Source organism: Burkholderia sp. ZZQ-2, assembly GCF_050768715.1.
Lineage (GTDB): Bacteria > Pseudomonadota > Gammaproteobacteria > Burkholderiales > Burkholderiaceae > Burkholderia > Burkholderia cepacia.
In genome coordinates, this window is sequence record NZ_LDVA01000385.1 from 61,247 (window position 1) to 75,493 (window position 14,247).

The 14,247-nt window shown below is 62.4% G+C and carries 19 protein-coding genes; 3 read left to right on the forward strand and 16 right to left on the reverse strand.

The window, feature by feature from the left end; genetic code table 11:
- Positions 1-10 precede the first annotated feature (10 nt).
- From ABY44_RS39290 to ABY44_RS39305, 4 genes are read right to left on the reverse strand one after another with little or no spacing between them, the layout of a single operon-like run.
- Positions 11-490, reverse strand: coding sequence for a DUF2514 family protein (locus tag ABY44_RS39290; RefSeq protein WP_431643589.1), 480 nt, complete (start codon positions 488-490; stop codon positions 11-13).
- Complete coding sequence (locus tag ABY44_RS39295) at positions 487-1,035, reverse strand: hypothetical protein (RefSeq protein ID WP_431643590.1); 549 nt, start codon at positions 1,033-1,035, stop codon at positions 487-489. The genes ABY44_RS39290 and ABY44_RS39295 overlap by 4 nt, the downstream gene beginning before the upstream one ends.
- Positions 1,032-1,529 carry a lysozyme gene (locus ABY44_RS39300; protein WP_059863011.1) on the reverse strand — a complete coding sequence of 166 codons (498 nt, stop codon included), beginning with the start codon at positions 1,527-1,529 and terminating at the stop codon, positions 1,032-1,034. The genes ABY44_RS39295 and ABY44_RS39300 overlap by 4 nt, the downstream gene beginning before the upstream one ends.
- Complete coding sequence (locus tag ABY44_RS39305; RefSeq protein WP_027791743.1) at positions 1,522-1,704, reverse strand: hypothetical protein; 183 nt, start codon at positions 1,702-1,704, stop codon at positions 1,522-1,524. The genes ABY44_RS39300 and ABY44_RS39305 overlap by 8 nt, the downstream gene beginning before the upstream one ends.
- A gap of 99 nt (positions 1,705-1,803) precedes the next feature.
- Between ABY44_RS39305 and ABY44_RS39310 the strand changes: the two genes are divergently transcribed.
- Complete coding sequence (locus tag ABY44_RS39310) at positions 1,804-2,607, forward strand: SGNH/GDSL hydrolase family protein (protein ID WP_431643591.1); 804 nt, start codon at positions 1,804-1,806, stop codon at positions 2,605-2,607.
- Between the two features lie 173 nt (positions 2,608-2,780).
- On the opposite strand, the gene ABY44_RS39315 is transcribed toward ABY44_RS39310, so the two are convergent.
- Genes ABY44_RS39315 through ABY44_RS39335 form a run of 5 tightly spaced genes read right to left on the reverse strand, consistent with a single transcriptional unit; the run spans position 2,781 to position 8,038 of the window.
- A complete protein-coding gene (locus tag ABY44_RS39315; protein WP_431643592.1) occupies positions 2,781-5,027 on the reverse strand; it encodes a hypothetical protein in 2,247 nt (748 codons plus the stop codon).
- 60 nt (positions 5,028-5,087) lie between these two features.
- Complete coding sequence (locus tag ABY44_RS39320; RefSeq protein ID WP_431643593.1) at positions 5,088-5,750, reverse strand: DUF2612 domain-containing protein; 663 nt, start codon at positions 5,748-5,750, stop codon at positions 5,088-5,090.
- The gene (locus ABY44_RS39325; protein WP_431643594.1) at positions 5,750-6,931 is read right to left on the reverse strand and encodes a baseplate J/gp47 family protein; all 1,182 of its coding nucleotides are present in this window, start codon (positions 6,929-6,931) and stop codon (positions 5,750-5,752) included. The genes ABY44_RS39320 and ABY44_RS39325 overlap by 1 nt, the downstream gene beginning before the upstream one ends.
- Positions 6,928-7,281, reverse strand: a complete 354-nt coding sequence (locus ABY44_RS39330; RefSeq protein WP_272545654.1) for a hypothetical protein — start codon at positions 7,279-7,281, stop codon at positions 6,928-6,930. The genes ABY44_RS39325 and ABY44_RS39330 overlap by 4 nt, the downstream gene beginning before the upstream one ends.
- A 7-nt stretch (positions 7,282-7,288) precedes the next feature.
- On the reverse strand, positions 7,289-8,038 hold the full coding sequence (locus ABY44_RS39335) for a Gp138 family membrane-puncturing spike protein (RefSeq protein WP_334046128.1): 750 nt from the start codon (positions 8,036-8,038) through the stop codon (positions 7,289-7,291).
- Positions 8,039-8,047: 9 nt separating this feature from the next.
- On the opposite strand from ABY44_RS39335, the gene ABY44_RS39340 reads away from it, so the two are divergent.
- Positions 8,048-8,419 (forward strand): hypothetical protein, encoded by a 372-nt coding sequence (locus ABY44_RS39340; protein ID WP_234743048.1) that lies wholly within the window; start codon positions 8,048-8,050, stop codon positions 8,417-8,419.
- Here the strand turns inward: ABY44_RS39340 and ABY44_RS39345 are convergent.
- The 4 genes from ABY44_RS39345 to ABY44_RS39360 are packed head-to-tail and all read right to left on the reverse strand — an operon-like array spanning position 8,416 to position 12,513.
- On the reverse strand, positions 8,416-9,387 hold the full coding sequence (locus tag ABY44_RS39345; RefSeq protein ID WP_431643595.1) for a phage protein: 972 nt from the start codon (positions 9,385-9,387) through the stop codon (positions 8,416-8,418). The genes ABY44_RS39340 and ABY44_RS39345 overlap by 4 nt on opposite strands.
- Positions 9,384-9,701, reverse strand: a complete 318-nt coding sequence (locus tag ABY44_RS39350) for a phage baseplate plug family protein (protein ID WP_059638706.1) — start codon at positions 9,699-9,701, stop codon at positions 9,384-9,386. Before ABY44_RS39350 ends, ABY44_RS39345 begins: the two co-directional genes overlap by 4 nt.
- The gene (locus ABY44_RS39355; protein WP_060051521.1) at positions 9,701-10,276 is read right to left on the reverse strand and encodes a phage baseplate protein; all 576 of its coding nucleotides are present in this window, start codon (positions 10,274-10,276) and stop codon (positions 9,701-9,703) included. Before ABY44_RS39355 ends, ABY44_RS39350 begins: the two co-directional genes overlap by 1 nt.
- Positions 10,273-12,513: a mannosyl-glycoprotein endo-beta-N-acetylglucosamidase gene (locus ABY44_RS39360; RefSeq protein ID WP_431643596.1), complete on the reverse strand. Its 2,241-nt coding sequence runs from the start codon at positions 12,511-12,513 to the stop codon at positions 10,273-10,275. The genes ABY44_RS39355 and ABY44_RS39360 overlap by 4 nt, the downstream gene beginning before the upstream one ends.
- 224 nt (positions 12,514-12,737) lie before the next feature.
- Here ABY44_RS39360 and ABY44_RS39365 point away from each other — a divergent pair, with 224 nt between their 5' ends.
- On the forward strand, positions 12,738-13,100 hold the full coding sequence (locus ABY44_RS39365; protein ID WP_354006479.1) for an HNH endonuclease signature motif containing protein: 363 nt from the start codon (positions 12,738-12,740) through the stop codon (positions 13,098-13,100).
- Here ABY44_RS39365 and ABY44_RS39370 read toward each other — a convergent pair.
- From ABY44_RS39370 to ABY44_RS39380, 3 genes are read right to left on the reverse strand one after another with little or no spacing between them, the layout of a single operon-like run.
- Entirely contained in the window at positions 13,057-13,206 is a 150-nt protein-coding gene (locus tag ABY44_RS39370; RefSeq protein ID WP_416360338.1) for a DUF6889 family protein, read from the reverse strand. The genes ABY44_RS39365 and ABY44_RS39370 overlap by 44 nt on opposite strands.
- A 47-nt stretch (positions 13,207-13,253) precedes the next feature.
- Positions 13,254-13,793, reverse strand: a complete 540-nt coding sequence (locus ABY44_RS39375; RefSeq protein ID WP_431643636.1) for a phage tail assembly chaperone — start codon at positions 13,791-13,793, stop codon at positions 13,254-13,256.
- Positions 13,794-13,795: 2 nt separating this feature from the next.
- On the reverse strand, positions 13,796-14,236 hold the full coding sequence (locus ABY44_RS39380) for a phage structural protein (RefSeq protein ID WP_060276460.1): 441 nt from the start codon (positions 14,234-14,236) through the stop codon (positions 13,796-13,798).
- Positions 14,237-14,247 lie beyond the last annotated feature (11 nt).

Genomic DNA, 14,247 nt, shown 5'->3' on the forward strand with positions numbered 1-14,247 from the left:
GTGGAAGGTTTCAGCGCGCGGCCGCCGTCAGGGCGTCGTAGTCGCGCTCACACTGCTGGCCGGCGATGCGGGCGCGGTCAGCGTACTCTGCCAAGTCGCCCGCGCGCTGGTCAGCGCGGCTGAGCACGTCGGCAAGCAGATCGAGGGCGTCGCCGGCTGCCGGGCTTCCGGTTGTAGCGGCGGGATGGCGGGCGGCTGCGACGAGCTGGTCGACGCGCTGCTGCAGGCTGCCAGCGGCAGCACGAGCAGCAAAAGCATCCGCCAGCGCAGCCGTACGTTGTTGGTTCGCATCGTTTGCGATCTCCTGTTGTGCCGCGGTGCGGCGTTGTTCCTCGGCGCGCGCGGCCGCGACGGCGTCGATCTGCGCCTTCTGCGCGGCCACGACCGTCGCGCGCGCACCGTCGGCGTGCCCCTTGAAGTAGCCGCCGGCGAGGCCGACGACAGCCGCCACAATGACGGCCAGCCAAACACGTGGATCGAACCAGGTCATTTCGGCTCCTTCGCGTGCAGTTGCTTCAGCTCGTCCGGCGAGTAGACGAAGCCCGGCAGCAGGAACGCCTGCACGCTCCAGACGGGATCGCTTTCCTCGTGCCGGCCGTGATCCTTGCCCCGGTGATGGAGCGCGCACAGCAGCAGTTGGTTGTAGGTCGAGTCGACGAACGCCTCCGGCCGCGCCGGATCGAACGCCTCCCAGTCGAAGCCCTGCGTCAGCCGGATCACGTCCCAAACTGGGTGCTGGCGCGGGATGGGCACGATGCGCTGCAGCTTGTGGCTGAACATCGTGTCGACCTGGTTCAGTGCGACGCCGCGGATCCACTTCCAGTCGATCGCATGCGAGAACGCCCACTCGAAGAACCGGTGGTGCGACTCGACGGCCTGGTCGTCACCGCAGACTGCGCAAACGTAGCCGCCCGCCGCTTTCATCGCGCGCTTGCTCGCGCGGAACGTCGGCGACTCGGCGCGCGGCTCGTGATCTGGATAGAAGACGTCCTCGGCAAGCGTGCGCCGCGTCTCGTGGGTTTTCGTGGTCGTCATAGATCGCGCTCGCACAGTGCACGCTCTTCAGCGCGCCGTTTCACCAGACCCGGAAGTACGCGGCCGCCGGCCGTCACCCACTGCGGCCGCCCGTTGTCCGCCTCGTTCATCGCGCGGCACGCGCCCTTCCAGTCACCGGCGTTGAACCGCTTCGCCGTCGTGCTGCCGCAGTACGCACCGGCGCCCACGTTGTAGGCAAAGCTCACAGCTGCCGCGAGCTGGTTCGTGTGCCCCTTCAGACCCGGCGTGCACTTCAGCACCGGCTCGGCATGCTCGATGAGCCGCTGCTCGAGGCGCGCGTGGCACTCCTCCGGCGTGAATCGCTGCCCGGCGTGCACGTCCTTCGTGTCGCCGTTGCACGCCGTGATGATCCCGATCGGATCGGGCCGCGCGACGAGCTCGAGCCCCTCGAATTTCGGGACCATGGAAAAAAGAAGGGCTGCCGCAGCAGCCCCTACAACGCTGGCAAGCGTCTTCTTCGGAACGTTAACCATCGAGCAATGCCCTCTTCCCTTTGTTCTTGACCAGGTAGTACGCCTGCAGCCCTATGTACGCGATGGTCGCGACGGCTACCCACCAGTTGATGTCGTGGCTCGTAAGCCATAACCAGAGATTGCCGCCAACCGCCGGCACAGCCTTTGCTGCGCTCGCAACGACCTCGCTCTTCATCAAGCCCCCGTAATGAAAAAGCCGTCCGAAGACGGCTGGTAATAACTCGTTACGCCCATTGTTGGCCTTTACATGCGCCAGTTCCAACGGAGAAAAACCATGTCAGGTATTATTTCGTCGTTAAAAAATAGCGACTTGAGGGAATTAATGGCTCGCGGCTTTATCGGCTCAATACTTTGCGGACTTCTCCTGTCTTGCGCAGCTTGCGGCGGCGGCGATGGATCGTCGGCCTATGCCGCAACTCCTGCTACGCAAGAGCAGAAGTCTGTACTGATCGAAGCATATGGCGACAGCACTACGCTCGGCGCCCAAACAGTCGACGGAGTTTTGACGACTACGCAAAACAGCGAGCCTGCGCAGCTGCAAGCCCTTCTTCAGAAGCGCTTCGGAACGTCTGTCACCGTAAAAAACGAAGGTGTCGGCGGAACGCAGGCATTTCAGCTCCTCTCGGGAACAGACGGGAAACATCCGGAATGGAAAATCCAGATGGAACAATCGAAGGCCCAGGTAGTATTGTTGAACTTCGCGCTCAACGACTTCTACTACTGGAAAGCTCCACAGCCTGGCGAGTACGAAGCGTCACCGAGCGAGTATGCGAAGATTCTCGGATACCTCATCCAGACCGCTCGAGACGCAGGGAAGATCGTAGTGCTGCAGGAACCTAACCCCACTTGCAAGCAGCCCGATCCCGGCACGATTATTCAGTATGTTGAAGCACTTCGATCAGAAGCTGCACTTCAAAATGCCCCGCTCGTCGCCCAATTTGAGTTCGATCAGACAACCCCGGATTGGAAAAGCATGATGACCGATTGCGCGCATCCCGACGATCAGCTCTACGGAATCAAAGCCAAACAGACATTCTCCGTTGTCGAGCCGATCGTGGAATCGATCATTGGTCGTTAACCAATTCGATTGCTCCCGATGGAAACTGAGCAGCATACGAGATCCATCGGGAGTCCGTTTCATCAACGAGCCCTTGATGAGGCCACACCTCAATATCCTGCGCGCATCCGAAAGATGCGATGATGGTCGTTTCGGATTCGTCAGAGAACGCGACGCTGATTTTCATATGTCCCTCAGAATGAGTATGCGCAGACATTGACCACGAAGTTCAACGTCCCGGCGGACACGCCTGCGCGATAGTAAAGCGTTTGAGGAGTCACAATCGGGATTTTCGGAAATGAGGTTGTCAAGGAGCCACTTGCTGTTGGACTCGTCGTGCCAATCGCCACACGACCGACTTCAATAGAGCTTCCACATACGACACCATTTGTTCCCGCACCTGCCGATGACGACGAGATCGTATAGTCCCCTCGGCAAAATCGTGCATTGGGAGGCAACGCAGCAGCAGCCGAAAAAGACGTCAACGATGCCTGAGCCGTCGATGTTGAGAGGACAGTGTTATTCCCTATCCCGACTTCACGATCGAGCTGCAGGCCAGGGACGAACTGCCCGTTCCCATTCGTCGGCCAAACGCTGACGAGCGCCGTTGCTGCGATACCAGCCGGTGGATTGGAGCCGCCATATACGCTTCCAAGAACGGTTGAGGTGGCATTGCTTGCGAACAATTTGCGAGCGCCAGTGGACGGGTTGTAACCTGCATATAGACCGACATATCCCGACACAGGGGCCGATCCGGTATCCATCCCCGTCGTCGCGAGGTTGATCGCCTCGTTGAAGTTCGCGAGCTTGTAGGCCACGCCACCGAGCGCTGTTTCGACGACAACCTCATCGGCGGTGAACGTCGCCGATGTGCTTGCCACGGGGACGCCCATTGCGGCGTTGCGCATCGAGCCGACAACGGCGCCACTTGCTCGCTGCACGAAAGCCGTGGTCGCAAGCCTCGTGCTGTTGTCTCCAGCAGCAGCAGTCGTTCCGAACTGGTTGAACAACTCCCCAGCCACGTCCCACTTCACGCTACTTTCGTTAATCAGCTCGAAGAAACCGTACACACCAACAGCGAATGTGTAAGTGTCGGCCCCGCTAGTAGGCACATTCAATTGCCCCGGCTTATTTGCCGTAAGAACGGAAGCAATCGGCCCGGCGTACTTGAACACACGGATTGCGGATCCGCCAGGAAAGGCGGTTGCATCCGGCAACGTCAACGTGCCGTTTCCGTCCCAAGTAATCATCGCCCCGATGTCAATGGCACTCAGGGTAGCGTTGCCAACATATCCTCTCGGAGACCGATAATTACCGAGGGCCTGCTGCACAAACGCCGTCGTCGCCAGTCTCGTGGTGTTGTCAAACTGAGGTGGTGTTTGTGCGATCGGGCTCCGCGTGTAGTGCGAGATTACAGTCCAGTTTGAGGCGTCAGAAACGAGTTCTACCGTTGCACCGACGTCGAGTGAAAACGAGGACGACGCTGACGCTTGGTTGTAGATGCTCGCGGAGGCGGTTGAGATCGTGACGGGGGTCGAGTTGTTCGTCACATTGGTGATGCTATACACCAAGTTGTCGGTCGATGGAGCAGGCAAAGTCACGGTGATTGGCCCGTTACCGCCCACCTCGATCCACGACCCCGAATCGGAGGCAGCCAAAGCGCCACCCGTTATAAACTTCCGTACCTGAAAGTTTCCTTGCGCACGCTGTACAAAAGCCGTCGTCGCCAGTCTCCCGCTGTTATCGAATTGCGGCGGCGTCTTCCAGTTCGCGCCTGCCATCACAGCCGCATACAGAAGCGCTACCGAGCCGCCGACCAGTTCCCAATGGTCGATCCCGTTCGACTGCAACGCCATCGTGTCGCCGGCGTTCAGGACGATGGTTTTAGATCCCGTCGCCGGGATAGTGTCCGAACCCTGCGCGGAAAACGTAACCCCAGCGCCGGCCATACTATAGACCTCAATTCGGGCACCGCCAGGAACTGCTGAGGCGGGCGGCAACGTTAGCGTGAATGCCGACGGGCCACCCGTATAGATCACGGCACCGCATACCGAGGCCGGCAATGTAGCCGTCGCCGTATAGACCACGAATCCGCTGGCCTTCAACCCTTGACGTTGAATAAACGCTGTCGTCGCCAGCCTCGTGCTGTTGTCGAACTGCGGAGCCGTGATCCCAGCCGCGTTGATCGCTGCTTGCAAGTTCGCCAGGAGCGCCGCAATCGTGCCATCGTCGACCGAATTCTGGCCGGAAAAGTTAGCGGTGAACTGCGCCAGCACCGCCGCCATGATCGAGCTCTGGCGCCACACCTTGTTGAGCTGCGCCGACAGGGCGGTGCCGGACTGGAATCCCGACAGACGGGCCGCCAGCGCCGCGTACGTCGCCTGGTCGATAACGTTCGGGGAGCTGCCCCCACCGAACACGAGAAAGTCGTTCGTTGCCATCAATGCTCCGAGCATAAAAAAAGCCACCCGAAGGTGGCTTGCAGACAATGCGATTGGCGGTTAAACGGGCCTGCTCCAGGCTCCGACATCGAACCCGGCCACAAGCTGATTGCTCATGTCGAATCCGAACAGGGGTGATCCGTCGACGGTCGTGACGACCGTGTAGTTGACCCGAACACCTTCGGGCTTCAGGGGGATGTATCCGCCGGAAAGCAGCGCGAGGAACGTCGCCGGCGGGACCTTCCCGGCAATGCCGATCGTCATCGACATGTCCTGGTGGTCCTCGATGAACACGTGCGTGCCCGCGTCGAAGATGCTGTTCAGGATCGCCGCGCTCTGCTCGAGCGTCCCATCCCAGTGGTTCGCGCCGATCTTCGCGCGGATGACCAGCCGGTACGTGTCGTCGTCCAGTACGGTCAGCCCCGAATCTGGATCGAACGGTCCCTTCCAGGTGCCCTGGTCGAAGCCGAGGCCTGCGATGTCGAACGAGAAATAAACGCCTGTCAGCGGTGTACGGATCTTCCGCGACACTCCAACCCAGAGCCCGACGTCGTCCAGCTGGACGCCTACTGCGTTATCGAGATCGAACCTGCCGGGCATGCTCTGCAGCACGCCCATCTGGTCTACGAGCGGCTGTACGAGCGATTCGACGGTCGCCATGAACCGCGGCTTGTCGCTGTGCTCTGACGTGATCAGCGCGGTGTATTCGGTCAGGTCAGCCATCAGGTCACCACCAGCGTCACGTTCGCCGGCGTGCACGACGCAGCCTCGTTGAACAGCAGCGCGACGTCCGGCGCGCCGGGGCCACGCGGACCAGAGAGCGTCAAACCAGACAGCTTGAACGTCACCCCGCCGCCCACACTATTCGCCGCGGTCAAAGCGTCGCCCCATTCGACGCTGCCGGACAGGCCGCCGCCGATCTGCACGCCGTTGATGTAGTCCGACACCGCCTGCTGTATCTGCTGACCCGCCTGCGTCGTATATCCGCCGAGCGCCTTGATCGTCACGGTTGCCCCGATCGGTGCGCCTGTCGGTCGGAAGAAGCTGATCGTGATCGGCCGGCCATAGATGTCTGCGACGACGATCGACGTCGTGCCGAACGTGCCAGCGCCTGGCGTCTTCTTCGCCGCGATCGCATTCGCGATTGCAGTCGCGTCGCCACCCTCGACGACGAGCGAAATCGAGTGCGACGGGATGCCGTTGGAGTCGGTCGCGCTTGTGTCGTTTTCGTATGCGACGTACCGCGTGACGCCGGGCACGTTCGCCACTGCACCGATGATGCCGTCGAGAACCGTGAGTGATGGCAGCGCGGTCGACACCGTCTGCCGCTGCCGCAGCAGCGGATCCTTTTCGACTGGGGCGCCCTCGGCAGCATCCGCCGGGTTCGTCACCGACTGCCAGCCGAGCGCTGGCGTCGCGATCTGGTTGATCGTGCCTGCGCGCGCGGATACGTCGCCGATCGTCGCGCACGTCGCCGTGACGGTGATGGTGCCGCTCGGCGGAATCGTCACGGTGGCCGGCAGCATCCACTGCACGCCATTGGCGTCTTTCGCCGCGCCATTCGTGATCGTCTTGCCGGCCTGGCCGATCAGCACGAGGTCGGCGCTCGAGTACGACGCGACCTTCCGCGCGATCCCATTGATCTTGACGTTGCTCGACAGCGCGTCGCCCTGCGCGGTGGCGGGGCTGAACGACCGGTAGATCGCGATGGCGACCGAGTTGACGTCGCTGATCGCCTTCGCGAACACACCGAGCAACTGGCCGTCCTGGCTGTCCGGCTCCAGGTACGTGTCGGCGCCATAGATCGAGCGGAACTGATCCTGCAGAAACGCGAACGCTTCCGCGTACGTCGGTGCGGTGATGCCGTTCGCGTCGATGGTGGGTGCGAGGGTCGTGATAGTCACAATGTCGCCTGTACCGTGGTGTTGCCGTAGATGGTGTTGATCGTCGCGGTAACCGTCAGCACGCGCGTCTCGGGATCAGCCGTACTCGAGTAGCTCGTAAGTTCGGTTACACCCTGTGTGCCGAGGATGCACGTGCGGATCGCCGCGTCGTACTTGCCGCTGGTGTACTTCCCGAGTACGTCGGTGTCCCACGGCATGCCGGCCGTCGTGTCGAGGAACCATTCGCCGCGCAGCAGGCGCAGGCGCGTCAGTACGGCCTGCGCGACCGCCTCGGGTGTGTTCACGAGGAAGTCAGCCGCGCCCCCACCGAAGACGTAGTCGCCTTCAGCATCGAGTTTTCGGTATCGCATGGGAGTCTCAGTTGACCGGGCCGGTGTTGCCGCCCTGCGGATCGGAGTGCGTGTGCGTGTCGTCGACGCGCTTACCATTCGCCGTGATCTGGCCGATCACGTTGAGGATGCCGTTGAACACCGCGGCGGCGCCGCTCGCAGCGCTGCCGACCATGCCACCGACGAACGTCAGCAGCCCGGTGATCGTCACGGCCGCCGAGAACGTCGACAGCGGCGCGACGACGTCGAAGCCGCCCGGCGCGACGATCTTCACCTTCTGCAGCGTCGGGTTCAGGTCGATATACGTCGCGCCGTCGTCGCTGCGCAGTTGCGTCGAGGTGCCGCTGACGCCGACGAGCGCGCGCGGCCGCGAACGAAAGCCGAGCAGCGCGAACCCGTCCGACAGGTCGTGCATGCGGAGCTCGGCTTGCTCCTGCACCCCGCCCGACTGCCACCACGCATCGATGCATCGCGAGGCGAACACGACAAGGCACTCATCGCCCTGCTTGACTGGGAACGTCAGCGTACAATTTCCGCCAGCTGGAAACTGGACCGGGCAGTCGACCAACAGCGGCAGCGCAACGCTCTGGATCGTGCCGTCGATGCCGCGCACCTGCGCTTTGATCGCCGGCTGCACGCTGCACGTCGGCGGCCGATCGGCGGCACTTTCGAACGACTGGATGATGCCGGGCAATGCTGTCCAGACACCCGCGCGCACGCCGTCGAACGCTTCACGCAGTGCGACCTCCGGGTCGCCTACCCTTTCACGTCGATCCATGGGATGAAAATGAAAAAACTGCTGTTGACCGCCGCGCTGCTCGCGCCGCTCGCCGCCATCGCTGACGACGCCTACGTCTACCCGTTCGCCGGCATGAAGGTCGGCGTGACGGTGGACAATCAGTTCCCGACGATCCTGTACACCGCTCAGAAGTGCGACCTGCCACTGGCGAACGCGCAGAACATGCGGCGCTACGAGTCCTACCGTGGCGTCTGGGACATCGGTTGCTGGGGCGAGACGATTGACGGCGACGCCGTGATCATCGTTCCGAAGATGCCGACGAAATCCATCCCGCTCAATACTCTGGCGCGGGCCGACGTCAGCAGCTACATAAACTCGGCAAAAATGACCATCAAGGCGCTTCCGACGTACGGCCGCTAGCCGAACCTCTTGATCACGTCGGCGGGTGGCACCGCCGCCTTGTCTTTGAACGAGTCAGGCAGCACAGTGACGTCGGCTGCGAGGCAGACCACGCTCGTGTACCACTCTTCGCCGCGCGTGTCTCCACTGACCTCCGCGAGCATCACGTAGTAGAAGCCGTCGTCCTGCAGCTTCGCCTGCATCTCGATCCGCTCGTTCTCGGCCTGCTGGCCCACGTTCAAGCTGTACTCGTACTGCTGAATGCTCGCGTTGTCGAGCCAGATCAGCCGGCCGATCTTTACGCTCGGATTCAGCAGCATCTTCACCTCGATGCCGTTCGCCGTCTGCTGCGGCAGGCCGACCATGCCAGTCGCAGAAGTAATCACCGGGATCTCGCCAGGCATGTATGCCGTCTCGGGCACCATCACCACCTTGCCGTCTTGGATGCTCCAGACGGTCTGCGTGGTGCGCGCGGTCCATCGCATGAAGTCCCGCGCCATGCCAAACATCACCTTGCCTCTCGGCAGCGGATTCGATGGCAATTCTGGTAGATAGCCCTGCTGCACGCCATACTGGCCCATCGCAGTGCATACGGCCGCCACATGGTCGGCCGGCGTCGACCCGGCCGCGAGCGTCGTGTTCACCACGGCGAAGTTGTACGCGGAGTCGCCGTCCGCTGCGGTGATGTCGATGAATGTATCCGTCTGGCTCTCGCGCCCGCGCCGTACCTGCTTGATCTGTCCGTCGAAGATGATGCCGTAGTTGCCCTCGTAGCCGGCCTGCAGCACGACGCGCGTGAATTCCTTACTTTGGGCTCGTCGTGCCGTATTCGCGGACACGTTGTAGACGCGGATCCGCGCCGAGTTCGGCGTCTGCAAATCGCCCCGCTGCACGCGGAACACGATCCGCAGCTCGGACAGGTCGAGTGCTTCTCCGCTGTCGAAGCCGATGATCAACGATACCTTCCGGCCGAATTGCTGAACGCTCATTGATCCGTTACCCAGAAAACGTGCGACCCGATGCCGAGATCCTCGTACGTCGGAACGTCGTCAGGATCAGCGGCGCCCTGCACCCACAGCCGCCCTTGAAACCCAAGGTGCTTGTACTGGCCGAGCAGGTCTATACCGGTAACCAGCGGTATGCCCGATACCAGGGGATTGTCCGATGCGTCAGCGATGTCGAGCACCCACCCCGCGCCGCCGGCCTTGCGGTACTGGACGGTCAGGCGATAGTCAGTCCCGCTCAGCGTCACGGTGAAGCGCTCCGGGCGCGGAGAAAACGGAATCTCGAAGAAGCTCGGCATCACATACTCCCCGGCGGCACCGCGCCGCCCGGCGCTGGCGTCGCGGGCATTGCTGCTTTCGTACCGCCATTGCCCGTTTCAGCCGTCGAAGCCGGATCGGCCTGGTTCTCTTTCGGAGGAAGTTTCGTAACCTGCGTCGACACGATCCGAATCTGCTTGAGCGTCGCCGTCAGGATCAGCGCGCTCGACGTCTTGGCGTCAGTCGTGAGCCGCAGCCCCTGCAGAAGCATGTTCTGGTAGAAGCGGCGGCTCGTCGTTACATCGAACGGCGTGCGCGACTGCTGTAGCGCAAGCAGCTGCGAGTAGATCGCATTCACGTACTGCGCCGATGGCAGGCCACCGCCATCGAACGTCGCTTCCGCTGCGCCGAGCAGTGCCTCGTAGTCGGCATTGCTCCAGCCGCAACGTATCGCGACATCCGGCTGCCGCTTGAAGGCGTGATCGGTGATCTGCGCCCCTTGCTCGACCGGATGCTCCGTGATCGTGAGCTCGTCGTTGTAAACCTCCTCGATCGCGACCTGCACCGTAATGCTGCCGATCTTCTTCGGCGAGATCATGATCATGTCGAGGATCATGCGACTACCCCCTGAAGGTTTCGAACCAAGTCGGAATTCACCGCACGCTGCTCACGCTCAACTGCCCGGCCCGCTGCGGCTGGATCACCAGCGCCGTCCACGTGAATCTGCGTGGTCTGGTTCACCTCGACCTTCGTCGCAGCCGCCGACGTGGCCGCGGCTTGCGCCATCGCAGCGGCCGGCGTCTGATAGGTCGCGCGCGTATTGCGCAGCGCCGCCTCCATCTCGGCAGCCGAGATGCTCGCGCGGTTGTTTCCCTTGCCAGCGTAGTAGCTGCGACCGGTATCCGGATCTGCCACGCTCGCCCACTCGCGCGATGCTGCCCGCAATGCCGCGCGCAGGTCACCGCTTCGCCCTTCCACGTAGTCGGCGATCGCGCGCCGCTTGTTGCGCACCAGGTACTGTTCGAAGATCCGATCCTGAAGCCGTCGATCGAACATCTCGTTGCCTTTCAGCTTCAACCCACGCGCAGCTTCGGCCAGCGTACTGCCGATGATTTGGTAGCGTCCGGCCGCGTTGAATTGCCCAGCACGCTGCGCGGCCATGACCTGCGCCAGCGTCATGCCCTCGAGGTTCTCAGTGCCGGCACGGTAACCGCCGCGCGCGCCGCGATTCACGCTGTTGTAATCGCCTTCACCGCGTGCGATCAGCTTGCCGAACGCCGTATCCGCGAGCTGGCCGAGACGGCCGGCGAGACCGCTGTCGTCGGGAATGGAAACACGCTCAATCTGCGGCGCCGGCAGCTGCGGCGGCTGCGGCGGCTGAGTCAGATTTTTCGGACCGGACGTTACCGAACTCGGTACAGATGCCTTTTCGCCAGGCTGCGCGGGCGCTGAAGCCGGAACAGGCGCACCTGATGGAGCCGGAGCCGGAGCCGCCGCCGGTGCCGCTGCCGGGGCAGGAGCCGGTGTCCCCGACGACTCGCGAACGGGAGTCGGTTCCGGCGCACTGGACGGCGCCTGAGTTGTTGGCTGATCCGAGCGCGGCGGAGTCAGTTTCGCGCCGCCGCCGTCCTTCACGCTGTCTATTTCCTCCTGCGTGTAGCCGCCAGTCGCGTCGAGGCCGCGGCGATCCGTTCCCGTCAGCACGTCCCAAATCGAGCGGAACCGGCCGCCGGACGCCTTCGAAATCCAACCGTCAACCGAGTCGCGCAGCGCATCGCCGATTTTCCAGCCAGCGAACGCGGCGCCGGCAATCGCAGAAAGCCGCCCCAACAGCGTGATCAGGCCGCCGACATTTCCAATCAGGCCGGAGATAACGGAAGCAGTACCGGTGCCCGCCGCGCCCATCGCGCGAAGCGCCGCCGCGGCTTTCCAGATGCCGCGCGCGATCTTGAACACCCCCAGCGCATTCAGTGCCACGCCCAGCAACAAAATCTTCGTCGACCAGCCGTTGGTGCCGTGGTCGAGCTCGACAAACTTGTCGGCCAGCCAGGCTAGCGGCGGCCCCATTGCTGCGGCCGCCTTCACGACAGCGTTCGCGACATCGGTGATCCGATTCGCGATCTCATCGCCGTGCTCGTCCATCCACCGTTGAAAGCGATCGAGGCTCGGCCCGATCTTCTGCAGCATCGAGCCCTCGACACGGATGCCGAGATTCTCGAACGACGTGCCGAGGCCGCGCAGCTGCGTCATGAACCGGTGCGAGTCGTCCGCAGCCTTGTCCAGACCCGTCGTCTGCGACATCTCGCGATACTGCTTCAGGAGCTTCTCGAAGTCCCCGTTGCGCATCGCGAGCATCAGGTTCTCGTCAATGCCGAGAATGTTGCCGTATTGGCTGGCAAGCCACGTCGGCTTGTTCGCTAGCGACTTCCCGAGGTCCGACATGATGTCGACTGTGTCGCGCAACTCGCCGTTTGCGTTGCGCGTCTGCACGCCCAGCGTCGCGAGATAACCCTCGCCCGCCGGGTTGTTGCGCAGGAAGCGCGCAAGGTTCTCGATCGTGCCGGTGGCCGCCTCGGCGGAAACGCCCATGTTACGGGCGGCGAACTCGAAGCCGCGCAGGTTGGTTGCCGATGCGCCCGTGCGCTGCGACACGAAATACAGGCGCTCGAGCTTCGACGCGAATGCCGCGACGCCGGCGCTCACCGTGAGCGCGGCGCCGGATACGGTCGCGATCAGCTGCTTGACGCCCTTCGTCGTGCCTTCGACGCCTTCCTTGAAGTTCTTCAGGCCCTTCTCGTCGACCTTGAAGCCCAAAGCCACGAGAAATTCACGGATGACTACGCTATCGGCCATTTTTTAATCCGATGATGGGTATCATTTCAGGTCGATACCGTCTGACATCTAAACCGCGTATGTCACGAACAAAAGCACTCACGCAGGATCGTCTCAAACAGCTACTTCACTATGATCCTGGAACTGGCGAATTCACGTGGCGCGTATCTCGCGGAACCGTGAAAGCTGGATCGAAGGCCGGCAGCAACAACCAAGGGTACGTTGACATCAGCATCGACGGAGTAATGCACAAGGCGCATCGCCTCGCGTGGCTGTACATTCACGGGAGATGGCCGGACGACGAACTCGACCATCGAGTCGGTCGCCGATCTGACAATCGAATCACTCAGATCCGCGAAGCTACGCATGCCGAAAACATGCGCAACCGAGGCGCATACGCGTGCAACAAGTCTGGCTATGCCGGAGTCGACTGGCGACCCAGTAGAGGCGTATGGCGCGCTCGCATTGGTCTCGACGGGAAGCAAATCCATGTCGGGAACTTCGCCACAGCGGAGGAAGCGCACAAAGCGAGAATTGCACGGCTGAAGGAGATGCAGGACGAGTTTAGGCGCCTGCCTCTTGAATCCTACTCAGATGCTCCTGAATAAGCGCTTGATTCTCGCCCTGAACCGCTAGCATGTCATTCATCAGCGCAATGTCGGCGAGGTCCAACGTGCCATCCTTCAAGCTCTCGTAGCTACACATGCCGCGCATGACCGGATACAACAGCCAGTCCTCTCCTCCCGGAAGGCTCCGTAACTCTAACGAGCCGAGGTCTCGCTCGCCCCGGGGCTGGAAAGGAGACCTTGAATAAAATTGCCCAGGTTCGCCACCACAACGCGCACGACGAGCGGCAGCATCACGTCGATTCCGATGTCGTCGAACATCGACGTCTTGTGAGCGATGTTCCAGACCTTCGCCCAACCGGCGCCCTGCCAGCGCTCGACGACAGACAGGCACGTACCGAAGACGAATTCAGCGTCCTCGTCCTTCAGGCTGGCCAGCGCATCAGCGAACGGCTGCAGCACCGGCGCGATTGCGTCGACGAGCGTCAGCAGCTCGCGCGGCTGGTCGACTACAGGCGCCGCCTCCTCGCCGCTGGTGAGCGCCGCAAGCGCGGCGTTCGCGCGGGCCTGCTCGCGCGCGACATCGGCCTGCTCGAGTTCGGCGTAGAACTTCATCAGCACCGGAATCATCGGCGGGATGATCGGCGCGATGCGCCGCGACACGTGGAACTGCTGCATCGCGCTCAGCTTGCCGATCGCGTATCGCACGCTGTTCAGTTGGACTTCGGTCGTCATGCTCAGTACGTCCCGAGGATGTTGTCGATCTTGATCGAGTCGAAGACCCATTCGACGATGTCGCCGTCCTTCGCGTATTTCAGATCCGGCGCCTTCTTGAACGCGCAGCTGCGCGCGGTCATCACGTCGCCGGCCGCCGTCTGCCGAACCTCGATCAGGTTCTTGCCCCACAGGCGACTGTCGAGCGACTGTGCGTCGTACAGCGCCATCAGCTTCGCGTTAATCGGCGCGGTCTTCAGGTAGCGCAGCGTGACCTGACCAGACTTGTCGGCATGCAAGCTGTGCATGCCCTCGCCATCCGAGCCGATCGTCATCGTGTTCTTGTCGCCCGCGCGCACGATCGTGATGCCTTCTTCCGCGGTTGCTTCGCCGTAGCCGAGCGAAAACGCGCCGCCCGGGCCCACGATCGTCGCCGCGACGTCCTGAAAGCTGTAAGTCGTCATGTTGAGATGCC